This window comes from Streptomyces sp. NPDC002566 (assembly GCF_042889585.1).
Classification (GTDB): Bacteria; Actinomycetota; Actinomycetes; order Streptomycetales; family Streptomycetaceae; genus Streptomyces.
This window is the reverse complement of sequence record NZ_JBIARD010000002.1, coordinates 286,400-310,270: the sequence shown is the minus strand read 5'-3', so window position 1 is coordinate 310,270 and position 23,871 is coordinate 286,400. Positions and strand designations below refer to the sequence as shown.

General features: G+C 74.8%; 8 protein-coding genes. 4 read left to right on the top strand and 4 right to left on the bottom strand.

Features of this window, described 5'->3' with window-relative positions:
- Nucleotides 1–110: 110 nt before the first annotated feature.
- On the bottom strand, nucleotides 111–1,250 hold the full coding sequence (locus ACFYXA_RS08605) for an aminoglycoside phosphotransferase family protein (protein ID WP_352252512.1): 1,140 nt from the start codon (nucleotides 1,248–1,250) through the stop codon (nucleotides 111–113).
- A 232-nt stretch (nucleotides 1,251–1,482) separates the two neighbouring features.
- On the opposite strand from ACFYXA_RS08605, the gene ACFYXA_RS08600 reads away from it, so the two are divergent.
- Nucleotides 1,483–2,985 (top strand): hypothetical protein, encoded by a 1,503-nt coding sequence (locus ACFYXA_RS08600; protein ID WP_389029805.1) that lies wholly within the window; start codon nucleotides 1,483–1,485, stop codon nucleotides 2,983–2,985.
- A gap of 33 nt (nucleotides 2,986–3,018) precedes the next feature.
- Here ACFYXA_RS08600 and ACFYXA_RS08595 read toward each other — a convergent pair whose 3' ends face one another.
- Nucleotides 3,019–4,461, bottom strand: a complete 1,443-nt coding sequence (locus ACFYXA_RS08595; RefSeq protein WP_389029801.1) for a PP2C family protein-serine/threonine phosphatase — start codon at nucleotides 4,459–4,461, stop codon at nucleotides 3,019–3,021.
- A 435-nt stretch (nucleotides 4,462–4,896) separates the two neighbouring features.
- On the opposite strand from ACFYXA_RS08595, the gene ACFYXA_RS08590 reads away from it, so the two are divergent.
- The gene (locus ACFYXA_RS08590; RefSeq protein WP_352252518.1) at nucleotides 4,897–5,319 is read left to right on the top strand and encodes an SsgA family sporulation/cell division regulator; all 423 of its coding nucleotides are present in this window, start codon (nucleotides 4,897–4,899) and stop codon (nucleotides 5,317–5,319) included.
- 29 nt (nucleotides 5,320–5,348) lie between these two features.
- Here ACFYXA_RS08590 and ACFYXA_RS08585 read toward each other — a convergent pair whose 3' ends face one another.
- Both ACFYXA_RS08585 and ACFYXA_RS08580 read right to left on the bottom strand, forming a co-directional pair.
- Complete coding sequence (locus ACFYXA_RS08585) at nucleotides 5,349–6,362, bottom strand: Gfo/Idh/MocA family protein (RefSeq protein WP_389029796.1); 1,014 nt, start codon at nucleotides 6,360–6,362, stop codon at nucleotides 5,349–5,351.
- Between the two features lie 111 nt (nucleotides 6,363–6,473).
- Entirely contained in the window at nucleotides 6,474–7,568 is a 1,095-nt protein-coding gene (locus tag ACFYXA_RS08580; RefSeq protein ID WP_389029793.1) for a chemotaxis protein, read from the bottom strand.
- Between the two features lie 357 nt (nucleotides 7,569–7,925).
- Here ACFYXA_RS08580 and ACFYXA_RS08575 point away from each other — a divergent pair, with 357 nt between their 5' ends.
- Together ACFYXA_RS08575 and ACFYXA_RS08570 are read left to right on the top strand one after the other, a co-directional pair.
- Nucleotides 7,926–9,635: a fatty acyl-AMP ligase gene (locus tag ACFYXA_RS08575; RefSeq protein ID WP_389029790.1), complete on the top strand. Its 1,710-nt coding sequence runs from the start codon at nucleotides 7,926–7,928 to the stop codon at nucleotides 9,633–9,635.
- A gap of 154 nt (nucleotides 9,636–9,789) precedes the next feature.
- A complete protein-coding gene (locus ACFYXA_RS08570; RefSeq protein ID WP_389029787.1) occupies nucleotides 9,790–23,847 on the top strand; it encodes an SDR family NAD(P)-dependent oxidoreductase in 14,058 nt (4,685 codons plus the stop codon).
- Nucleotides 23,848–23,871: the final 24 nt, after the last annotated feature.

The window sequence follows — 23,871 nt, the reverse complement described above, 5'->3', positions numbered from 1 at the left end:
CCGACAGATGGGAAGGGGCGGTCAGGGGCGGACGCACACAGAGGCCCGCGGTGCGCCGCCGCTCTGGCGCACCGCGGGCCTTCTGGTCCGCCGGGATCGGTGAGGGACCCTCAGCGAGTGCCGACCGCCGCCCGGACGGCCCGCCGGGCCAGCTGGCAGTCGTCGTGCAGCCGTCGCAGCAGCAGCCGCTGCTCCTCCCCGGAGGGCACGGCGCCCGGGTGGGCCGCCCCCGGGGCCGTCGGGGCCGCGTCGTGCAGGGAACGCTGCACGGCCGTCTCGTAGGTGCGGATCTCGCGGGTCAGCACCAGCATCAGGTTCACCAGGAACGCGTCCCGTGAGGCCGGGCCCGCGGACTGCGCGATCTGGCTGATCTGACGGCGCGCCACCGGCGCGTCGCCGAGGACCGCCCACAGCGTGGCCAGGTCGTAGCCCGGCAGATACCAGCCCGCGTGCTCCCAGTCCACCAGCACTGGACCGGCCGGTGACAGGAGCATGTTCGACAGGAGGGCGTCGCCGTGGCAGAACTGGCCCATGCCCTGCCGGCCTGCGCTCGCCGCGATGCCGTGCAGGAGCTTCTGGAGGTCGCCCAGATCCCGGTCGGTGAGCAGCCCCAGCTCGTGGTAGCGGGAGATCCGGGCCGCGTAGTCCAGCGGGGCGTCGAACGTGCCCGCCGGGGGCCGCCAGGCGTTGAGGCGGCAGATCGCGCCGAGCGCCGCCCTGATGTCGGCCCTCGGCGGGGCCTCCACCGGATGCCGTTGGAGCGCCGCCACCCGGCCGGGCATCCGCTCGACGACCAGGGTGCAGTTGTCCGGGTCCGCCGCGATCAGTCTCGGCGCCCGCACCGGGGGGCGGTGCCGGACGAACGTGCGGTATGCCACTATTTCGTGCCTGATCCGCTCGGACCACACCGGGGAGTGGTCCAGTAAACACTTGGCGACGGCCGTGCTGCGTCCCGTCGTGCCGACCAGGAGCACGGAGCGGCCGCTGCGGCGCAGCACCTGCACCGGCGCGAACTCAGGGCAGATCCGGTGCACCGACGCGATCGCCGTGCGCAGTTGGGCGCCCTGGGGGCCGGACAGGTCCAGTCGCCCGCTGAGCGGCTGCGTGCCGAGCACTCCGGGGCGCCGGCCGCGGCCCGCGCCGAGCACGGGGGGCGTGGGCCGGGCGGGATCGAGGTACGGGCCGCCGCCGCCCGGACGGATGCGCGGCGACCGGGGCGGTGCGGACACGGAGGACGATGCTGCGTACATGGGAGAGACAGATCCCTTCGTGTGCCGGACGTGACGGCGCTGCCCCGACCGGCCCCTGCGGGTGCACCCTGGGGAATGTCCCTCGGCGACCGGGTCGGGGTGGCGCGTTCCTACCTGACACCCGTCGCCCAGTGGCACACCATCTGGCGCACCCTGGCGAAACCCTGGCGAATAGTCGCCCGGCAACTTTTGCGGGCTACTGTCAACTCAGCCGAGAACCTGGGGGCTTGACGTGAGCGGACAACCCAATACCCGCCTGGCGGACCTGTTCGGCCTGGCCGGCTGGTCCAAGGGGGAACTCGCGAGGCTGGTCAACCGGCAGGCGGCGGCCATGGGCCACCCGCAGCTGGCGACGGACACCTCCCGGGTGCGGCGGTGGATCGACATGGGAGAGATCCCGCGCGATCCGGTGCCGCGGGTGCTGGCGGCTCTGTTCACCGAGCGTCTCGGCCGTGTCGTGACCATCGAGGACCTCGGTCTGGTACGGCACGGGCGTGCGGGGAAACGGCGGGGCGGCGGGAGTGAGGAACATCCCGACGGCGTGCCGTGGGCGCCCGAACGGACCGCCGCGGTCCTCACCGAATTCACGGGAATGGACCTCATGCTCAACCGACGCGGCTTGGTGGGCGCGGGTGCCGTGCTCGCCGCGGGATCAGCACTCAGCAGCGCCATGTACGACTGGCTGCACACCGACCCCATCCTCTCCGCCGACGCTCCTGTCGTCGGCCGTTCCTTCGTCCAGGCCGAACCGACCGGCTACGACCGCTACGAGGCCGCTCCCGTGGGGGCGGCCGAGGTCGACGAACTCGAGTCCTCCGTGGAGGTGTTCCGGGCCTGGGACGCCGCCCGTGGCGGCGGACTCCAGCGCAAGGCCGTGGTGGGCCAGCTCAACGAGGTGGGCGGCATGCTCGCCTACCGCCACCCGCCCCATCTGCAGCGGCGCCTGTGGGGCGTCGCCGCCAACCTGGCCGTCCTCGCGGGCTGGATGTCGCACGACGTCGGCCTGGAGCCCACGGCGCAGAAGTACTTCGTCATCGCCGCCCACGCCGCGCGCGAGGGAGGCGACCGGCCCCGGGCCGGCGAGGCGCTGTCCCGGGCGGCCCGGCAGATGGTCCACCTGGGCCGTCCCGACGACGCCCTGGACCTGATGAAGCTCGCCCAGTCCGGCTCCGGCGACCAGGTACTGCCGCGCACCCGGGCGATGTTCCACACCATCGAGGCCTGGGCGCAGGCGTCGATGGGCAAGAGCCAGGCCGTGCGCCGCACCCTCGGCCAGGCGGAGGACCTGTTCGTCTCCGACAAGAGCGATGTGCCGCCGCCCAGTTGGATGCAGTTGTTCAACGAGGCGGATCTGTACGGCATGCAGGCCCTGGCCTACCGCACGCTGGCGGAGTTCGAGCCGGGCGCCGCCGTCCACGCCCAGCACTACGCGGACAAGGCGCTGGCGCTGCGGGCCGACGCCCAGGAGCGGTCGAAGATCTTCGACTTCCTCTCCATGGCCTCGGCGTGCTTCATCGCCGACGACCCCGAGCAGGCGGACCGGTTCGCGCGCCTGGCGCTGGTGTCGATGGGGCAGAACTCCTCGCGCCGCACCTGGGACCGGCTGCGCCAGATGTACCGGCTCACGGCCGAGTACAGCGGTTCCCCGAGGATCGGCGAGCTGCGGGAGGAGATCCGCCAGGCGCTGCCGAGGACGAAGGCGAAGGGGGGCAGCGGCGACAGCGCCTGGCTGTGAGCCGGCCGTTGAAGCGGCGGGGAAGACGGCCGCTCAGGGGGTGCCGGGGCGGTCGGGAGCGGTCACCCGGGCGACGAGCAGACAGGCGTCGTCCTCGGGTCCGTTCTCGCCGCACTCTTCGACGACCAGCCGCACGCAGTCCTGTGCGGTGTGCGTGCCGTGCAGCCGGGGGGCGAGGCCGAGGAGGCGGTCCTCCGCGTCGGCCGGTGTGCCGCCCCCGGACATCAGCCCGTCGGTGTGCAGCAGGAGCAGGTCGCCTTCTTGGAGTGTCTCCTCGGCCTGACCGTAGGCGGCGCCCGGGGTGGTGCCGAGCGGGACGCCGTCCGGTCCGGCCAGCCGGCGCCCCGTCCCCGCGCGGAACAGCAGCGGGGCGGGGTGCCCGGCCCGCGCCCACAACAGGGTGCGGCGGTCGGGGAGATAGCGGCAGCACAGGGCGCTGCCCAGGGCCGGCTGGGCGTCGGATTCGAGTAACTGGTTGAGCCAGGCCAGCAGTTGGGCCGGGTGGGTGCCGGCCATGGCCATGCCGCGCAGGGCACCCAGCAGCATCGCCATGGTGGAGGCGACGGCCGGGTTCTGCCCGGTGAGGCCGCCCACGCTCAACAGCGTCTCACTGTCGGGGAGTTCGAGGGCGTCGTACCAGTCCCCGCCGAGCGGTGAACCCGTGCGGGCGGGGAGACGGAGGACGGCGAGGTCGAGACCGCGGGGGCCGGAGTGAGGCAGCCGCAGCGCGCCCTGCCCGGGCGGCGGTCCGGCTTGCCGGAGTTCGGTCGCCCACCGGTGCTCGGCGCGGGCCGCCTGACGGTGCAGGCGCAGTGAGTCGCGGCTCTCGCTCACCTCTCGGCTGCCGTGCCGCAGGACGCTGACGTCCCGGAGCACGGCCCACATCGCGCAGGTGCCGCCGTCGGCGTCGACCACGGGCTCGCCCATCATGTGCAGGGCGCGGGTCTCGCCGTCCGGCCGGACGATCCGGAACTCCCCGTCGATGGGGCGGCCGTCGACCAGGCAGGCGGTGACCATCGCCGTCAGGGCGCGGCGATCCTCCTCCAGGACGAGCGAGGGGAGTTCGTCGAGGGTGAGCGGGGGCGCGGCCGGGTCGCGGCCGAGGAGGCGGTACAGCTCCGCCGACCAGAGGGCGTCGTCGGTGAGCAGGTTCCACTCGGCGCTGCCGACCGGGCCGATCAGGGCGTCCCGCCCGCCGGCGGGAGGTGCGGCGGGCGCGGGCGCGGCTTCCCCCGCGGGGGAGGGGCCGTCCCGTAGCTGGGCCAAGTGTGCGTGCAGGTCGCCGAGTTGGCGTAGAGCGAGGTCGTAGAGCGCGCGCTGCCATCGGCCCTGCGGGTCGGACCCGTCGCCCTGCGTGTCCCGTCGTACGGCGTCCACCTCGCCCGTGAGCCGTCGCGTCTGCTTGATCAGAGCGTCGACCCTGCCACGCCCTGGCGGCTGGGCGGCGGGGCGGTCCGCGGAGAGGGGGGACGGCATGACGCACTCCGATGGGGGACGGGACGGCCGGGGCGGGAGGGGCCGTTACGACTCTGGCACAGCCCGCCACGCGGTGTAAGGGATTTGGCAACACCCGATCCGGTGATGCGCCTGGCATATGCCAGGGTCTTCATGTCCAGGTCATGGGGTGCGAACGGTGTACTCGAGATGAGGGGCAAGTCGTAGTCCGGGTACGTGACTTGGTGGATGTGGATAGGTGTGCGACGGATGGTGCGCAGGTGTTCGACGACCATGCGTTCGCGGGTGCGCCGCAGGACGGCGGCCTGTCGGCGATTCCGGCCCCGGGGAACACCCGTGCGTGACGCAGGTCACATCAATTCGCCGTCGATTCCGCGTAATGCGGAGGCCCCTTGCGAAGTCCTACAAGCACCACGCCGAAACGGCCGACCTCTCTCACCGCTGCGGAGACCGACCATGGACCTAGCTCACGTCACCGTCCGACAGTCCGCCCGAGCCCGGCTCTTCACGGAGGAGGAGCGGGAGGTGTCCGTCGCCGCGACCCTGCGCTACACCTCCGCCGACCCGCTCGCCGTGCACCTGGACTTCCCGCCCGAGGCGGCGCTCCAGGGCGAGCCGGTCACCTGGACCTTCGGGCGCGCACTGCTGGAGGAGGGGCTGAACGGCCCGGCCGGCGGCGGTGACGTGCACATCTGGCCGTGCGGACCGGAGCGCACCGTCGTGGAGTTCCACTCGCCGATGGGGCTCGCCCTGCTCCAGTTCGACTCCGCCGCCCTGCGCCGCTTCCTGCTCCGCAGCCACGCCGTCGTCGCCCCGGGCAGCGAGGACCTCACGAGTGCGGTCGACCGCGGGCTCGACGCCCTGCTGGGCAAGTTCTGAGCCCGCACGCCGGCCTGCGCGGTCCCGGCTCAGGCGTAGAGCGCCGGGCGCGGGGCGAGGCCGACCGTGACGCGCGCGCCCGTCTCCAGGGCGCGGACCCCGGCCTCGGCCACCGCGGAGGCAGCGTAGCCGTCCCAGGCCGTCGGACCGGTGACCCGGCCCCGCCGGGTGGCGTCGACCCATGCCTGCACCTCGCGGTCGTAGGCCTCGGCGAACCGGACCAGATAGTCCTGGGGCACCGGCGTGGCCGCCGAGCCGCCCGCCGTCACCAGCGGCCCCCGGTCGTCGCCGACGCGCACGCTGCCCGACTCGCACACGGCCTCGCAGCGCACCTGGTAACCGAAACCGCAGTTCACGAAGACCTCCACGTCGACCAGGACGCCGCCGTCGGTCTCGAAGAGCGCGAACTGCGGATCCCACAGCCCCCGCGGCGCGCCCGCCGACGGGCGGGGCCGCAGCACCGTGACGGCGGTCAGCTCCTGGCCCAGCAGCCAGCGGGCCGCGTCGATCTCGTGCGAGACCGAGCTGTCGATCAGCATCGCGCTGGTGAACCCGGGAGGGGAGGAGACGTTGCGGTGCACGCAGTGCAGCATGAGCGGCCGGCCGAGCCCGCCGTCGTCCAGCACGGCCTTGAGCCGCCGGTACTCGGCGTCGTAGCGCCGCATGAACCCGACCTGCGCCAGTCGGCGCCCCAGCCGTGCCTCCGCCTCCACCACCCGCAGCGCGCCCGCGGACTCCGGCGCCATGGGCTTCTCGCACAGCACGGGCAGACCGCGGGCGAAGGCCGCGAGGAGCGCCTCCTCGTGCGCCGGTCCGGGCGAGGCGATCAGGACGGCCTCGACGCCGGGCGCGTCGAGCGCCGCCTCCGCCTCCGCGTGCACGACGACCCCCTCGACGCCCGCGACGGCCTCCCGCGCACGGGCCTCATCGGGATCGGCCACGGCGGCGACCCTGGCGCCGCTCACCACACGGTCTAGGCGACGTATATGGTCGGCGCCCATGTGTCCGGCGCCCAGTACGGCCACGCCCAGCAGCTCGCCCATGTACGTCCGTCCTCCCGGCCCACGGCGGTGATCACGCCGTAGGGTACGCGGCGGGCGGAGAACCACGCGGGCGGGCGGACAGCCGGGGGCGGTCTGGAGTGCTCGGGGCCTTCAGTAGCGCAGCACCCCCGCGATGCCGTCCGCGTCGCCCAGCGTGCCGTCGGGGAGGAAGCGCACGTCGGCGCCCGTCTCCAGGCACTGCTCGACGATCTCGTCCACGATGTCCTCGCGGGCGTCCAGGTCGCCGCTCTCGGCCGGGATGAGGTGGCCGCCGTCGTCGCGCACGGTGATCCGGTAGTTCTCCTCGACGGCCAGCAGCCGGATCCGGCCCTCGCGGGCGTTCTGCCACAGCTCGTCCACGCCGGCCGCGAAGCTCTTGTGGCCCCGCGCCGAGTCCAGCTCGCGCTTCACCGCGGCGGCCTCCCGCCGGGCCTGCGCGTCGAGCACCGGACGCACGGCCTGCCACACGGCGTCGGGGGAGGCGTGGGCCAGCCCGCCGTGCGCGATGTGCACCGCCTCGCGGGCGGCCCCGCCGAACTCGTCCAGCAGGGACAGCGCGGCCGGCTCGCCGGTGACGTACACCGGCCGCGGGTTCTCGCGCAGCAACCGGCCGAGGGCGGTGTCGGCGTCACGCAGGAAGTGCCGGGTGGCCTCGTCGCGGAAGGCGCTGCGCACGTCGCCGACGCGTTCCCTGCGCTCGGCGTCGAAGTTCTCCCGGCGTCTGGCCAGCGGGAACCCGCCCCGGCGCTCCTCGACGACCCGGTCGACGCCGCCGTTCCACAGCGTGACGCGGTCGGCCGAGACCGACAGGACCCAGAACGGCCGCCCGGCGGCCTGAGCGGAGACGAGATTGCGGGTGAGGAAGGTGTCCGCCAGGACGACGCGCTCCGGCACGGGTCTGGCCAGCGACCACACCTGGTGCTCGCCGGGCGCCGCGAAGATCACCAGACCGTCCTCGGTGTGCGACAGGTCCACCTCCGCCAGCGCGCGGTCGAGCTGGCCGCCGACGTCGGCGCGGCGTTCCCGGGTGACCGACGGGTCGGCTTCCAGCTGCTTCTTCGCCTCGGACACGACATTGCGCAACCGCACGCGGTCCTCGGCGCTCAGGGGCTCGCGGCGGTGCGTCGGGGTCAGCACGGACACCGCGGGATAGGGCCGGGGGCGGCGCAGTTCGGAGAGGGTCGCGTGGCTGAGTGCGTGCTCCATATCAGCACGATAGGTCCGATTCGCGCCCGGGGCATGGCGGCTGCCGGCGACGGGCGCGCGGAGTTCCGCGGGCGGCGGGAAGATGCTTCAAGGTTCCAGCTTCCGCGCGGTTCCGGCTCGGAGGCGTTCGTGCGCAGGTGCGGTCAACTGTGTTTGGATACGCAGGGTTTACACGCGTTCGACATTTCGCACGTGACGGCTTGTTAAGGTGTTACTCGCCAGTAGCAGGCCTGGCGGGGGAGGACAACGGTCCGGCGACGGGGGCGGATCGAGGTCACGCGTGTGAGCGGGGTGCGACGCCCGCATCCCGAACTCCGGCCCCCTCGCCCCTCATTCAGACAGGTGAGATTCGTCAACATGGTTCGTTCCCTGGTCGATCTGCTGACCACGCACGCCACGCACCAGCCCGACCGGACCGCCTACCGCTACCTCCTCACCGGCGACCCGGACGGAGAGGTCCAGGAGATCTCCTACGCCCGCCTCGCCACCCGCTCCCTGGCCGTCGCCGCCTGGCTCCAGGACCGCGGACTCGCCGGCTCCCGCGCGATGCTGCTCTACCCGCCGGGCCTGGACTTCATCAGCGGATACCTCGGCTGCCTCGCCGCCGGGGTGGTCGCCGTGCCGGGCGTGCCCCCGCTGGGGCGCTCCCGCAACCACCGGGCCCTCACCCGGACCAAGCGCCTGATCGCCGACTCCGACGCCAAGGTCATCCTCGGCGGCCGCGAGGTCGTCGACGCGCTCGCCGCGATGACCGGGGACCTCCCCGAACTCGACGGCATCACCCGCGTGGCCACCGAGGACATACCCGACGAGGCTGCCGCGTCCTGGCGCGCCCCCGACCTCACCGCCGACTCCGTCGCCTTCCTCCAGTACACCTCCGGCTCCACCTCCGCTCCCCGCGGTGTGGTGATCACCCACGGCAACCTGCTCGACAACGAGCGGGTCATCGCCGAACGCATGGGCCACACCCCGGACGTGATCGAGGAGTACGGTCACGAACTGTTCGTCAGCTGGCTGCCGGTCTACCACGACATGGGCCTCATCGGCCCGGTCCTCAACGCCGTGTACCTCGGCGTCACCGCCACCCTCTTCTCCCCCCTGCACTTCCTCCAGCGCCCCGACCGCTGGCTCAAAGCCGTCAGCCGCTACCGCCCGCACACCAGCGGCGCCCCCAACTTCGCCTACGAACTGTGCCTTCGGCACGCCACCCCCGAACTCGTCGACGAACTCGACCTCCGTTCCTGGAAGGTGGCCTTCAACGGCGCCGAACCGGTCCGGGCGGCCACTCTGCGCAGGTTCACCGAGACCTTCGCCCCGGCGGGCTTCCGCCGCGAGGCCTTCTACCCGTGCTACGGCCTGGCCGAGGCCACCGTCATGGTCACCGGCGGCACGGTCGCGGCCCGCCCCGTCCTGCTGGAGCCGGCCGACGGCGACACGGACGGCTCCGCCGTCGGCTGCGGCCGGCCCGGCCCGGGCCTCACCGTCGTCGTCGCCGACCCCGACGGACCGCGGGAACTGCCCGAGGGCGAGGTCGGCGAGATCTGGGTGCGGGGCGCCAGTGTCGCCAAGGGCTACTGGCGCAACACCCTGGCCACTCGCGAGCACTTCCGCGCAACCCTCCCCGGCCACGAGGGCCGCTTCCTGCGCACCGGCGACCTCGGGTTCCTGCGCGACGGCGAACTCTTCGTCACCGGCCGCAGGAAGGACCTGATGGTCATCGACGGCCGCAACCACTACCCGCAGGACCTGGAGCTCTCCGCCGAGATGTCCCACCCCGCCCTGCGGCCCGGCTGCACCGCCGCCTTCTCCGTGGACAGCGGCGTCGACGGTGAACTCCCCGTCCTCGTCGCCGAGGTGGACCCCGACGCGGCCGGCGAGGCCGAGAAGATCGTCGACCAGGTCCGGGGCGCCATCGGGGACGCCCACGGTCTGTCCGTGCACGACGTCGTCCTGGTCCACCCCGGCACGATCCCCAAGACCTCCAGCGGCAAGATCCAGCGCCGGGCAACCCGCACGGCCTACCTGGACGGCGCGCTCTCCGTGATCGGCGCACCCGCCGCCGGATGACGACGGCCGCCGCCGGACGGCTCGCCCGTACCGGCGGCGCCCGACCGGCCTTCGCGGTCCGCCCCTTGCCCCGGCCCGCGCCCTTCACGGGGTGCGCCTCCCGCCGCGCACACCTTTGCCGAGTTTCCCGAGTTTCCCGAGGACTCCCTTCCCGATGCCTGCGAACCCGTCCCAGCCCGAGACCCCCGAGCCGCTTCCGACGAGCGCCGGGGGCGCGACGCCGGCCGTGGACGTGTCGACCGCCGGGGGCACGACGCCGAGAATCGACGACGTGTCGACCGCCGGGGGCACGACGCCGGCCGTGGACGTGTCGACCGCCGAGGGCGCGACGCCGAGAGTGGACGACGTGTCGACCGCCGAGGGCGTGCGCGCGTGGCTGACGGCCGCCGTGGCCGAGGCCGCCGGTCTCGACCCAGCGGTCGTCGGCGCACACCGCCCGATCGCCGAACTCGGTCTCGGCTCCAGACAGTTGGTGGCTCTGGGCGCGGCCCTCGCCGAGCGGACCGGCCGCACCCTGGACCCGTCCCTCGTCTTCAACCACCCCACGATCGCGGAACTCGCCGACGCCCTCTTCGACGAGCGGCCCGCACGGCCCGCCGCCTCGGACGCGAAGAGTGCTGAGAACGCGACCGCGCGGCCGTCGCCCGCCGCGACGGGCGACGACATCGCCATCGTCTCCATGGCCTGCCGGCTCCCCGGCGGAGCCGACGACCCCGAGGCGCTGTGGCGGCTCCTCGACACCGCCCAGGACGTCATCTCCGAAGCGCCCGACGGCCGTTGGGACACCCGGAACCTCCTCGACCCCGACCCGGAGGCCACCGGCAAGGCCTACACCCTGCGCGGCGGCTACCTCGACGGCATCGACCGCTTCGACGCCCCCTTCTTCGGCGTCTCCCCGCGCGAGGCCGCCGCGATGGACCCGCAGCAGCGCCTCCTGCTCCAGACCGCCTGGGAGACCCTGGAACGCGCCGGCATCGTCCCCGGCACCCTCGACGGCAGCTCCACAGGGGTCTACGTCGGCCTCTACGACAGCGGATACCTCTCCGCGGCCTCTCTCGGACAGCTCGACGGGCACGTCGGCACCGGCTCCGCCGCGAGCGTGGCCTCCGGACGCATCGCCTACACGCTCGGCCTCCAGGGGCCCGCGGTCACCGTGGACACCGCCTGCTCCTCCTCCCTGGTCGCCCTGCATCTCGCGGCGCGGGCCCTCGCGGCGGGGGAGTGCGACCTCGCCCTGGCGGGCGGCGCGACCCTGCTGGTGACCCCGCGCGCGCACGTCGAGTTCAGCCGGCTGCGCGGACTGTCGCCGTCCGGCCGGTGCAGCCCCTTCTCCGCAGACGCGGACGGCGTGGTGTGGGCCGAGGGCTGCGGGCTGGTGCTGCTCAAGCGGCTCGCCGACGCACGCCGGGACGGCGACCGGGTCCTCGCCGTCGTCAAGGGCACCGCCCTCAATCAGGACGGCCGCAGCCAGGGGCTCAGCGCCCCCAACGGGCCCGCCCAGGAACGGGTGCTGCGGGCCGCGCTGGACGCCGCCGGACTGCGCCCCGAGGACATCGACCACGTCGAGGCCCACGGCACCGGCACCCGGCTCGGCGACCCGATCGAGGGCGGCGCGCTCGCCGCCGTCTTCGGACCCGGCCGCCCCGCCGACCGGCCCCTCGGCGTCGGCTCGGTCAAGTCCAACCTCGGGCACACCCAGGCCGCGGCGGGCATCGCCGGGGTCATCAAGACGGTGCTCGCCCTCACCCACGAACGCATGCCCGCGTCCCTGCACGCGGACACGCCCACCGAGCACATCGCCTGGCAGGGCAGCGGGCTGCGCCTGACCACCGACGCCGTGCCATGGCCGCGCAGCGCGGACCGGGTGCGGCGGGCCGGCGTGAGCGCCTTCGGGATCAGCGGGACCAACGCCCACGTGGTGCTGGAGGAGGCGCCGCTGGACGAGCGGCCCGCGCGAGCGGAGTCCCCCGACTCCCCGACGGCACTCCTCTTCCCGCTGTCCGCCCGCAGCCTCCCCGCCCTGCACGGCCAGGCCCGCAGGCTGGCCGACGCCCTGCGCGAGCACCCCGGCACGCCCCTGGCCGCCGTCGCCGCGACCCTCGCCCACCACCGCACCCACTTCGAGCACCGCGCCGTCCTCCAGGCGGACGGCCACCGCGAACTTCTCGCATCCCTGGACGAGTTGGCCGACGGCCGGCCCGACCCGGAGCGCACCGCGGGCCCGCGCGGCACCCTCCCGCCCGGCAAGGTGGCCTTCGTCTTCCCCGGCCAGGGCTCCCAGTGGACCGGCATGGCCCGCGACCTGCTCACCCGCGACCCCGTGTTCGCCGACGAACTCGACCGCTGCGACGGCGCGTTGCGCCCCTTCACCGAGTGGTCCGTCACCGCCGTCCTGCGCGGCGACACCGGCGCCCCGTCCCTGGACCGCGTGGACGTCGTCCAGCCGGTCCTGTTCGCCGTGATGGTGTCCCTCGCCGCCGTGTGGCGGGCCCGGGGCGTCAGACCGGACGCGGTCGTCGGGCACAGCCAGGGCGAGGTGGCCGCCGCCTGCGTCGCCGGGGCCCTCAGTCTCAACGACGCGGCCGCCGTGGTCGCCCTGCGCTCACAGGCCCTGACCGCCCTGTCCGGCGCCGGCGCCATGGCCGTCGTCGCCCTGCCGCACAGCGAGGTCGAGGCCAAGCTCGCGGACCTCGACGGCCGGGTGTCCGTCGCCGCCGTCAACAGCGGCCGCTCCACCGTGATCGCGGGCGAAGTGGCTCCCCTCGAAGCACTCCTCGACGAACTCGACCGCGCGCAGGTGTTCGTCCGCCGCCTCGACGTCGACTACGCCTCCCACAGCGCCCAGGTCGAAGCGGTCCGCACCGGCATCCTCGACGAACTCGACGGCGTGACCGCCCTCCCGACCTCCGTCGCCTGGTACTCCACGGTCACCTGCGAACCGGTCGCCGGTGAACTGGAAGCGGCCTACTGGTACGCCAACCTGCGCGAACCCGTCCGCTTCGCGCCCACCGTCGCACGCATGGCCGCCGACGGCTACCGCTGCTTCGTCGAACTGAGTCCGCACCCCTCCCTGTCGACAGCTGTGCGCACCGTCGGCGAGGAGACCGGCCACGACCTGCTCGCCGTCGGCTCACTGCGCCGCGACGCCGACGGGCCCGCCTGCCTGGACCGGGCCGCGGCCGAACTCCACGTCCACGGCCGGGACATCGCCTGGCGCCGCGTCCTGCCCGAGGCGCGCCCCGCCCGGCTGCCCACCTACGCCTGGGACGCCGAACGGCACTGGACCGAACCCGAGGGCGCCACCGGCCCCGCCGGGCTCCTCGACCGCGCCGAGCACCCGCTGCTCGGCATCCGGCTCCGGTCCGCGGACGAGACCCGCTGGACCTTCCGCGGCGAGTGGTCCCCGGCCACCGCCGACTGGCTGCCCGACCACACCGTCTTCGGCCGCACCGTCGTCTCCGGCACGACCCTGCTCGAACTGTGCCGCGCCGCCCTCGCCGAGGCCCGCCCCGACGGCCCCGGCGACGTCACCGGCCTGCTCCTCCTCGCCCCCCTCGTCCTGCCCGCGGCCGGCACCGTCGAGGTGTCCGTGGAGGTGACCGCCGACGGCCCCGCGCCCGAGGTCACCGTGCACAGCCGCCCCCGCGGCCAGGAGGGCGCCGGCTGGACCCTGCACGCCACCGCGTCCGGCGCCGACCCGGCCCCGGAGACGGGGGACCGGCCCCCGGCCTGGCCCGAGGACGCGGCACAGGCCTGGACCCCGGACGCGTACGAGCGCCTCACCGGCGTCGGACTCGGCTACGGCCCCGCCTTCCGCGGCGTACGGGAGGCGACGCCGGCCGGGGAAGGACGCCTGCTCGCCCGGCTCTCCCTGCCCTCCGCCGCCCGTGACGTGAGCGACCCCTACCCCGTCCACCCGGCGCTCCTGGACGCCGCCCTCCACGTCGCCGCCGCCCTCGACGCCCGGGACGACCGGGTGCTGCTGCCCGTCGCCGTGGGCCGCTGCTCCCTGCCGCCCGGCGGGGCCGCCGACCTGACCGCGGCCGTCCGCCGCACCGGCGGGACGGACACCGACCTCACCCTCGACGTCACCCTGTGGGACGCCGACGGCTTCCCCGCCGGCCGGCTGGAGGACGTGCGCCTGCGCGCGGTGACCCCGGCGGACCTCAGCGCCGGCTCGGAGAACGCGCGGCACCTGTACGAGGTGGCGTGGACGGCCGTCGAGCCCGCGACGCCCGGCCCGGCGGACGCCGCCTGGGCCGTCGTGGGCGAACCCGGCGCCGTACGGGCGCTGGAGGCAGCCGGGCTGCGGGTCGGCGACACCGGCGCGGACATCGCCGTACGGTTCTGGCCTTCCGCAGGGGACGGTACGCGACCGGCAGCCGCCGCACACGAGTCGGCGGCCACCGCCCTGGCCGAGATCCAGGCGCTCCTCACCCTCCCGCCCGGGCAGGCGCCCGCCCGGACGGTGTGGGTGACGCGCGGGGCGGTCGCGACCGGCGAGTCGGACCCCGTGCCAGGCTTCGCGCAGTCGGTGCTGTGGGGACTGGCGCGCAGCGCCCGGGCCGAACACCCCGACCTCGGGCTGACGTTGCTCGACCTCGACCCGGACGCTGACGCGGTGGCGACCCTCCGAGCCGCCGCGGCTCTCCCGGAGGAGCCGGAACTCGCCGCCCGAAATTCGGAGTTGCTGGCTCCTCGGCTGATCCGTGCGCGCGCCGTGGACGGGGGCGCCCTGCCCGTCGACGGCACGGTTCTCATCACCGGCGGCCTCGGCGCCGTCGGCCGTCACATCGCCCGCCTGCTGGCCGAACGCGGCGTGCCGAGGCTGCTCCTGACCTCACGTCAGGGGCAGTCGGATCCGCGTGCCGCCTCGGCCATCGCCGAACTCGCCGCCCTGGGTGCGACGGCGGACGTGGTCGCCTGCGACGTGGCCGACGCCGACGCGCTGGCCGCCGTCCTCGCCGGCGTCGGGACCTCGCTGCGCGGAGTGGTCCACTGCGCCGGCGTCCTCGACGACGGGGTGATCGCCGAGCTGACCCCCGAGCGGCTCGCACGGGTGCTGCGGCCGAAGGCCGACGGCGCCGCACATCTGCACCGGCTCACCGCCGGGCTCCCGCTGGAGATGTTCCTGCTGGTGTCCTCCGCCGCGGGCGTCCTCGGCGCCGCCGGCCAGGCCAACTACGCCGCCGCCAACGTCTTCCTCGACCAGCTCGCCCACCACCGGCGCGCCCAGGGGCTGCCCGGCACCTCCGTCTCCTTCGGAGCCTGGGCCGGTGAAGGACTGGCCGCCGAACATGCGGACCTGAACCGCATGGCCCGCCTCGGTCACCGCGCCCTCACCCCCGTCCAGGGCCGTGACCTGGTCGAGCTCTCCCTGCGGCGCGGCGCACCGCATCTGGTCGCCTGCGCCTTCGACCTGACCCGGCTGCGCGAGACGGTCGCCGACGGCGGCGGGGCCGCACTGTGGCGCTCGCTGCTGCCCGCGCCCCGCGCCACCGGCCGCGACGCCCGCCTCGCCGACCGGCTGGCCGCGCTGCCCGAGCCCGAGCGCGCCGACCGCGTCCTCGCCCTGGTCCGCGAGGAGGCCTCCCGCGCCCTCGGCCTGCGCTCGGCTCAGGCCGTGCCGCCCGACCGGCCGCTGCGCGACCTCGGCATGGACTCCGTGACGGCGGTCGAACTGCGCAATCGCATCGGCGCCCGCCTGGCCGTCAAGCTCCCCGCCACCCTGCTGTTCGACCACCCCACACCGGACCGCCTGACCCGCCACCTGATCGACGAGGCCCTCGACGGCCGGCGCCGTGAGACGGCCGGCACAGGAGCCGCCAGGACGACACCGGCCCCGGCCGCCGCACCGCCGGCCGACGAGCCGGTCGCCGTTGTGGCGATGGCCTGCCGGCTCCCCGGCGGCGTCGACGACCCGGACGGACTGTGGCGGCTCGTGGCGGAGGGCCGGGACGCCGTCGGCCCCTTCCCGGCCGACCGCTGGGACGTGGAGTCCCTCTACGACGCCGATCCCGACGCCCCCGGCAAGTCCTACGCCCGCGACGGCGGCTTCCTGGACGACATCGGCTCCTTCGACGCCGGCTTCTTCGGCATCACCCCGAAGGAGGCCGCCGCCATGGACCCCCAGCAGCGGCTGCTCCTGGAGATCACATGGGAGGCGCTGGAGCGCGCCGGGCTCGTGCCCGCCGCCCTCGCCGGCAGCACCACCGGCGTGTACGTCGGCATGTTCGGCAGCGACTACCTGGCCGGCACCCGCCTCGACCAGCTCGACGGGTACGTCGGCACCGGCTCCGCGCTCAGTGTGGCCTCCGGCCGGCTCGCCTACGCGCTCGGCCTGCACGGGCCCGCCCTCACCGTCGACACCGCCTGCTCGTCCTCCCTGGTCGCCACCCACCTCGCCGCCCAGGCCCTCAGGGCGGGGGAGTGCGACCTCGCGCTCGCTGGCGGCGTCACCCTGATGGTGACACCGCAGACGTTCGTGGAGTTCAGCCGGCTGCGCGGACTGTCCCCGACCGGGCGGTGCCGGTCCTTCTCCGACGACGCCGACGGAGCGATCTGGGCCGAGGGCGCCGGCATGCTCGTCCTGAAGCGGCTGAGCGACGCGCGGCGCGACGGCGACGAGGTGCTCGCGGTACTGCGCGGCACGGCCGTCAACCAGGACGGCCGCAGCCAGGGCCTGTCCGCCCCGAACGGCCCCGCACAGGAGCAGGTGATCCGCCGTGCCCTGGAACTGTCCGGGCTGACGCCCGCCGACATCGACCTCGTCGAGGCGCACGGCACCGGCACCACCCTCGGCGACCCCATCGAGGCCAACGCCCTCTCGAAGGTCTTCCGCGCCGGCCGACCCGCGGACCGCCCGCTCCACCTGGGCTCCCTGAAGTCCAACATCGGCCACACCCAGGCCGCTTCGGGCGTAGCCGGTCTGATCAAGGTGGTGCAGTCACTGCGCCGCGAGACCCTTGCGGCCACCCTCCACGCCGACACCCCGAGCCGCCACGTCGACTGGGACGACAGCGGGCTGCGGCTCCTCCATGAGGCCCGGCCCTGGCCGGCGACGGCGGAGCGGGTCCGGCGGGCCGGTGTGAGCGCCTTCGGCATCAGCGGGACCAACGCCCATGTGATCGTGGAGGAGGCGCCTCCCGTCGAGGCCCGCACCTCGGCCGGCACCGCCCCTGACGCCGACGCCGGACTCGAAGTCCGCTCCCCGGAAAGGCTGTTCGTGCTGTCCGGGCGCGGTGAGGCAGCGGTGCGTGCGCAGGCCGCGCGGCTCGCCGCGTACCTCACCGAGGACACCCCGCTGCCCGACCTCGCCCACACCCTCGCCCGGCACCGCAGCCACTTCGAGCGGCGCGCGGCCGTCGTCGCCGGCGACCGGGACGAACTGCGCACCGCACTGGGCGCGTTGGCGTCCGGGCGGGCCCCGCTGGCCGCGCCCCGCGAGGAAGGCGCCGGAAAGGTCGCGTTCGTCTTCCCCGGCCACGGCGGCCAGTGGGCGGGCATGGGACTGGAGTCGTACGCCGAGTCGCAGGCGTTCCGGGAGGAGCTGGACCGGATCGACGCGGCCGTGCAGCGGCACGTCGGCTGGTCGGTGCTGAACGTGCTGCGCGCACCCGAGGAGTTCTCCCCGCTGGAGCGCACCGAGTACCTCCAGCCGACGCTGTTCGCGGTCAACTCGGCGCTGGCCGCCGCCTGGCGCGCGCTCGGCGTCACCCCGGACGCCGTGGTCGGCCACAGCCTCGGCGAGATATCCGCCGCCTACCACGCCGGCGCCCTCACCCTCGACGAGGCCGTGACCGTGGTGACCGGACGCGCCCAGGCCGTCGTCCCCCACGTCGGACACGGCGGCATGCTCGCGGTGGACCTGCCGCACCACGAAGTGGAGGAACTCCTCGCCCCGTACACGGGACGGCTGTTCGTCGGCGCCGTCAACAGCGCCCGCTCCACCGCCGTCTCCGGAGAGGCCGGCGCGCTGGCCGAACTGGAGCGGCTGCTGGGCGAGCGGGACGTCACCGTCCGCCGGCTGTCGACCCCGTTCGCCTCGCACAGCCCGCTCATGGAACCGCTGCGCGACGAACTCCTCGACCGCTTCTCCGCCGTCCGGGGCGCCCCCTCGGACACCCCGCTGTACTCGGCGGTCCTGGCCGCACCCGTGCCCGGCGACAGCCTCGACGCCGCCTACTGGTACGGCAACCTCCGTCAGCCGGTCCGCTTCGCGGACACCGTGCGGCGCATGCTGGACGACGGCTACCGCCGCTTCGTCGAACTCAGTCCCCACCCGTCCCTCACCGCCGCCGTCGAGGCCGCCGCCGCGGAAGCCGGTGTCGACGCGGTCGCCGTGGGCTCACTGCGCCGTCGGCAGGACGGCCACGCGGTCCTGCTGCGCCGGGTCGGCGAGCTCTACACCGCCGGGCACACCCCCCACTGGCCGGCGCTGTTCCCGCACGGCCGCCGACTCGACGTGCCCACCTACGCCTTCACCCGCGAACGCCACTGGATCGCCCCCGCCCCGGCGACCCCGTCCGGCGGCTCCCCGCTGCTCGGCATGCACATCGAGGCCGGCGACGAACCGGGCCGGCACTTCTTCCAGACCGAACTCAACCCGCGGGACGGCCGCTTCGCCTATCTCACGGACCACAAGGTCGGCGGCGAGGTCTGGCTGCCCGCCGCCGCCTTCCTCGACATGGCCGTGGAAGCGGCCGCGTCGGTGGGCGACGGCGACGAAGTACGCCTGGCCGATGTGCGGTTCGTGCGACCCCTGCGCCTCGACGAGGACACCCCCGTCCGGTTGCAGCTCGTCCTTCGGCCACAAGAGGAGGACGACGCACGGGAGTTCACGATCTCCTCGGCCGACGTCGACGGGCGACGCTGGGAGACCCACGTCACCGGCCGGATCGTGGCCGACACGGTCACCGGCACCGAAACCGTGCCCGTGCCGCGCCTCGAAGAGACGCGCGCCGCATGCCCGGAGAGCGTCCGACTCGACGACGTCTACGCCCGGTTGGGCTCCCTCGGCATCGACTACGGGAGCGCCTTCCGCAACCTGGAATCGGCACACCGCGGGCCTGCCGCCGCAGTCGGCCGCCTCGCCGAGCGGCCCGCGGCGGGGCATCTCCTCCACCCCGCAGTCCTGGACGCCGCCTTCCACACGGCCGCCCTGCCCGCGGACGCGCCGGACGGACGCGCGTTCGTCCCGGCCGGGTTCGGCCGCGTCCGCGCCACCGGACGCCGTGGCACACCCGTCTGGGCGAGCTGCGAACTGCGGTCGGTGACCGGCGACACCGCCACCGTCGACCTGCGACTGTGGGACGCCGACGAACAACTCCTGTTGGACGTCACCGACTTCCGCCTCACCGCCCTTTCTCCGCTGGACGGCGCCCTCTTCGAGACCCGCTGGCAGTCCCGCCCGGCAGCTCAGGCCGCGCCCGCCGAGGGCGGCTGGCTGCTGCTGGTCGACGGGACGGGAGCCGAGGCGGCAGGAACCGGTGCGACCGGCGACGGCGGGACGGCGACCGACGGGATCGTGACCAGCGGGACTGCGGCCGAGGGGATCGTGCCCGGCAGGACCGTGACGGACGGGGCCGCCGTCGCCGAGGATCTCGCCGCCCGCCTCGCCGCGTCCTCCGTGCCGTACGTCCTCGCGCGCCGAGGCGCCGAGTTCGGCGTCGAGGGTCCCGGGCGGTACATCCTCGACCCCGCCGACCCGGCCCACCTCGCCCGTCTGCTCGACGAGGCCTTCCCCGAGGCCCCGCCGGCCCACGTCGTCCAGCTCGGCGCGCTCGACGCCCCGGCCGTCGCCGACGGGCCGAGCGCCGAGGAGGCGGCCCGGCGGTGCTGCCTGAGCACGCTGCACCTCGTGCGCGCGCTCACCGACCACCCGCGGGGCCGCGTCCCGCGCCTGTTCGTCGTGGTCCGCGGCAGCCAGGCCGCCGGGGACAGCGAACAGGTCACCCACCCGCAGCAGGCGCTGGCCTGGGGCTTCGGCCTCGCGGTCGCGCAGGAGCACCCCGAGCTGTCGACCACCCTCGTCGACCTGCCACCGGCCGGCGGAGCCGACTCCCTGTGGACCCAGCTTCGGCACGCCGACGACGAACGCCTGGTCGCGCTGCGGGAGCGGGGCCGGTTCGTGCCCCGCCTTGCCCGCACCCGCCCCGACAGCGACGGCGGGCCCGGCGTCACCCTCGACGGCGTCCATCTGATCACCGGCGGCCTGGGCGGCCTCGGCCGCGTCGTCGCCGAACGGCTGGTCCGGCGAGGTGTCCGCCGCCTCGCCCTGATGAGCCGCGGCGCCCCCGCCCCGGAGGCCCAGGACTGGATCCGTGGCCTGGAAGAGCGCGGCGTCACCGTGCACCTCGCCCGCGCCGACGTGGCCGACCGCGCGCAACTGACGGCAGCGCTGGACGCCGTACGACGTGAAGCCGGACCCGTCGTGGGCATCGTGCACGCGGCCGGCGTCCTCGATGACGCGACGCTCGCGAACCTGACCGACGAGCGGGTCCTGCGCGTCCTGGCACCGAAGGTGCTGGGCACCGCGCTGCTCACCCAACTCATGCCAGATGCAGAGAACTTGATCCTGTTCGCGTCGGCGGCCGGGCTGCTCGGCTCGCCCGGCCAGAGCCCCTACTCGGCGGCGAACGCGTTCCTCGACGCCTGGTCCCACCATCTCGCGCGCACCGGACGGCGGGCGCTCAGCCTCGACTGGGGCGCCTGGTCCGGCGTCGGCATGGCCGCCGAGTCCGACGTCCGCGCCGCCGCGACGGGGCGCTCCGGACTGATCGCCTTCTCCCCGCAGGAGGGCGCCGAGCTGTTCGACCGCGTACTGGACACCTCTCGCCGCCAACTCGCGCCCATGGCACTGGACTTCACCCTCCTCGAACTGGACCCGGACGTCGTCCGCACCCGGCCGGTCCTCGCCGGGCTGGTCACCGCCCCCACCGCGAGCGGTGACGCGGACGGCCTGGTGCGCAAGGTGTTCGCCGCGACGACCGACACCGACCGCGTCACCTGGCTGGAGGCATACGTCCGTGCCCGCGTCGGCGAGGTCTCCGGCGGCCTGGTCGACACCTCCGCGACCACCGCGCTCAAGGAACTCGGCCTGGACTCCCTGATGTTGGTGCGGCTGCGCAACGCCTTCGCCCGTGAACTCGGCGTGGAACTGCCCACGGCGGAGATGTTCGCCGCCGCCGACGTCCGGAGCCTCGCACGAACCCTGGCCGCCGCCCTGCCCGACCGGGCGGCCGACCCGACCGCCGCCGGCCCGAGCACCGCCGCCGGTGCGGGGGCCCGCCCGGGCGACGGCCAGGAGGCGGGCGTACCGGAGAGCGAGACCCACCCCGCCACCCGTGACGTCGTACGCCTGCTGCGCAGCGCCGCACCCGGCATGCCGCAGGCCGCGCACGCGGTCGGTCTCGCCGTACGCCTCACCACGCCCACCGACCGCGAGACGCTCACCGGCATCGTCGCCCGCCTCGCCGCCCGCCATGCCGCCCTGCGCACGGCCGTCGTGACCGGCGCCGCGGGGCGGGAGCTGAGAGTCGTCCGGGAGCCGGAACAGCCGCTGCTGCGCTGGACGGCCGTGTCCTCGCAGGTCGAACCGGCTGACCGGCTGCGGGAGTTGCTGGAGCCGCCGTTCGACCTCGCCACCGCGCCCCTGTGGCGGTTCGAGCTGCTGGACGCCGGGGACCGGGGCCAGACGCTCGTCTTCGGCGCCCACCACGCCGTCAGCGACCTCCAGTCCCTGCTGCTGGTGACGAGCGAGATCGACGCCGAACTGGCCGGCGTCCTGCTCGGCGGCGACCCCGTCAACCGGGACGTCCACCTCCTGCTCGCCGCCCAAGGGGACGGCGAGGGCGCCGTGAGCGAGGACTGGCGCGAGGCCTTCGAGGGCGTCGAACGGCTCGACCTGACGCTCTCCGCGCCCCGCCCGGACCGGCGCTCCTACCGCGCCGGAAGCGTCACCCTTGCGCTGCCCGACGGGCTCATGGACCGGGTGTCGAAGGCCGCGAGCCGCCTCGCTGTCACACCCGCCGCCTTCTGCCTCGGCACGCTCACCGTGCTGCTCGCGCGCGAGCGGCAGAGGGAGCGGTTCGCGCTCGCCGTGCCGGTGGACACCCGCGTCCACGCCGACGCCTTCGACGCGGTGGGCTTCTTCGGCGTGCCGGTGCCCTTCCCGGCCGAGGCGCGGCCGGCGGAGCCGGTGGCGGACGTGCTGCGCCGCACCGACGGCCGGCTGCAACGGCTGCTGGCCAAGGGCGCCATGTTCTCGGACGTCCTCGCCACCCTGGCCCGCCAGGGCCTCCACAGGGCGAACGCTCCGCTGGTGGAGGTCTACTTCAACTTCGTCCGCCACGGCGGCCGCCTGAGCAACCTCGACGTGCTGCCGGCCGGGACGGGCTACTCCGACCTCGACCTGATGGTCACCCTCACCCCGGACGCCGACCGGCTCCGGCTCGACCACAACCTCGACATCATCGACGCGCGGGCCGCGAGCGGACTGGGGGAGCGGTTCCTGCGGCTGCTCGGGGAGGCGGCGGACGACCCGTCCGGGCCGGTGGGCGCACCGCCCGCCGGGAGTGCGCAGGCCGCGCCGGAACGGACCCCCGCCGTGTCCTCGCTCGCCGAGCGGCCCCGCTCCCTCGCCCTCGCCGCCACCTTCGCCCTCGGCCACCTCCCGCCGATGTGCGAGGCGGCCCTCGCGAGCGGCGGGGCGCCCGTCGGACTCACGGTCGCCGAAGCGCCGTACCACCAGGTGCTCGCCGCCCTGCGCGACCCCTCGGGCGTCTTCGCCGATCCGGCGACGGCGGCGGGCGTCGTGCTCCTGCGCGCCCGGGACCTGGAGCGGTTCGGCCCGGTGGACGACTCCCTCCTTGCCGAACTGCGCGCCCAGTACCCGGCAGCGCTGCGCGCCCTGGCCGAGCGCACCCGCAGGCCGCTGATCGTCGGCTTCCCGCCGTCGGCCGGCGGCGACGACCGCCTCGCACGCTGGGAGCGCGCGATCGCGAAGGAACTCACGGGCCTTCCGGGCATCGCGGTGCTCGGACCCGACGACTGGACCCGCCACCACACCGTCGACGACCGCTTCGACGAGCGCACCGAGCGCCTGGCCCACCTGCCCTTCACCCCGCCCTTCCAGGCGGCGATGGCCCTGACCCTCGCCGAGACGGTCCGGGCGGTGCTGCGGCCCGCCCCGAAGGTCATCGCCGTCGACGGCGACGAGACGCTGTGGAGCGGGGTGGCGGGGGAGATCGGCCCCGGGGCCGTCGGCCTGTCCGGGCCGCGCGCCCTGTTGGCCCGCCGTCTGCTCGCCTGGCGCGAGGCGGGCGCGCTGCTCGCGCTCGTCAGCAACAACGACGAGGACACCGTCCGCGCCGTCCTCGACCGGCCCGACAGCCTGCTCAAGCCCGGCCACTTCAGCGTGCTCTCCGCCGCCTGGGGTCCCAAGTCGACCCGTCTGACGGAGGCTGCGCGCTCCCTCGGCCTCGGCGTGGACAGCTTCCTGTTCCTGGACGACAACCCGGCCGAGATCGGCAAGATGCGCGCGGCGCTGCCCGAGGTGCTGTCGGTGACCGTCCCGCCCGAGGACCTACTGGAGAGCTTCGTACGCCGGTTGTGGCCGCTCGTGCCGGCCGCGGCCACGGCCGAGGACGCGCTGCGGGCCCGCTTCTACGACCAGGAACGCCAACGGGACGCCGTCCGTGAACAGGCCGGCTTCGCCGAGTTCCTGGAGGGGCTGGAACTCGAGGTCGACGTGCGCCCCCTGGGCGAGGACGACGTACGGCGGGCCGATCAACTCGTGCACCGCACCAACCAGTTCACCCTGCGCGCCCGGTCGGCCGACGGCGGCGACCTCGAACGGTGGCGGCAGCGCGGCGAGGTGTGGACGGCCGCCGCGCGGGACCGTTTCGGCGACTACGGGCAGATCGGACTGCTCGCCGTGCGCGCCGAGGGCGACCGACTCGACGTGCTGGCCTGGCTGATGAGCTGCCGCGCTCTCGGACGGGGCGTGGAGGAACGGCTGTTGGGCTGGCTCGCCGACCGCGCCGACGAACTGGGCTGCGCGAAGGTCCGGTTGACGGCGGAGCGAACTCCGCGCAACGCGCCTGCCCGCCGGATCGTGGCCGCCCTCGGGGGCGGCCGGCCGGACGACGAACGGCTGGAGGCCGTGGTCGCACCGGAACACCTGCGGGCGTTCCGTTCCTGGGAACAGTGAGGACTCCGCGCCGCCGCTCCGTGT

What these genes read in the sequence shown, in the direction of transcription:
- ACFYXA_RS08605 (WP_352252512.1), bottom strand. Translation starts at nt 1,250, where the DNA reads ATGTACGCAGCATCGTCCTCCGTGTCCGCACCGCCCCGGTCGCCGCGC.
- ACFYXA_RS08595 (WP_389029801.1), bottom strand. Translation starts at nt 4,461, where the DNA reads ATGCCGTCCCCCCTCTCCGCGGACCGCCCCGCCGCCCAGCCGCCAGGG.
- ACFYXA_RS08590 (WP_352252518.1), top strand. Translation starts at nt 4,897, where the DNA reads ATGGACCTAGCTCACGTCACCGTCCGACAGTCCGCCCGAGCCCGGCTC.
- ACFYXA_RS08585 (WP_389029796.1), bottom strand. Translation starts at nt 6,362, where the DNA reads ATGGGCGAGCTGCTGGGCGTGGCCGTACTGGGCGCCGGACACATGGGC.
- ACFYXA_RS08580 (WP_389029793.1), bottom strand. Translation starts at nt 7,568, where the DNA reads ATGGAGCACGCACTCAGCCACGCGACCCTCTCCGAACTGCGCCGCCCC.
- ACFYXA_RS08575 (WP_389029790.1), top strand. Translation starts at nt 7,926, where the DNA reads ATGGTTCGTTCCCTGGTCGATCTGCTGACCACGCACGCCACGCACCAG.
- ACFYXA_RS08570 (WP_389029787.1), top strand. Translation starts at nt 9,790, where the DNA reads ATGCCTGCGAACCCGTCCCAGCCCGAGACCCCCGAGCCGCTTCCGACG.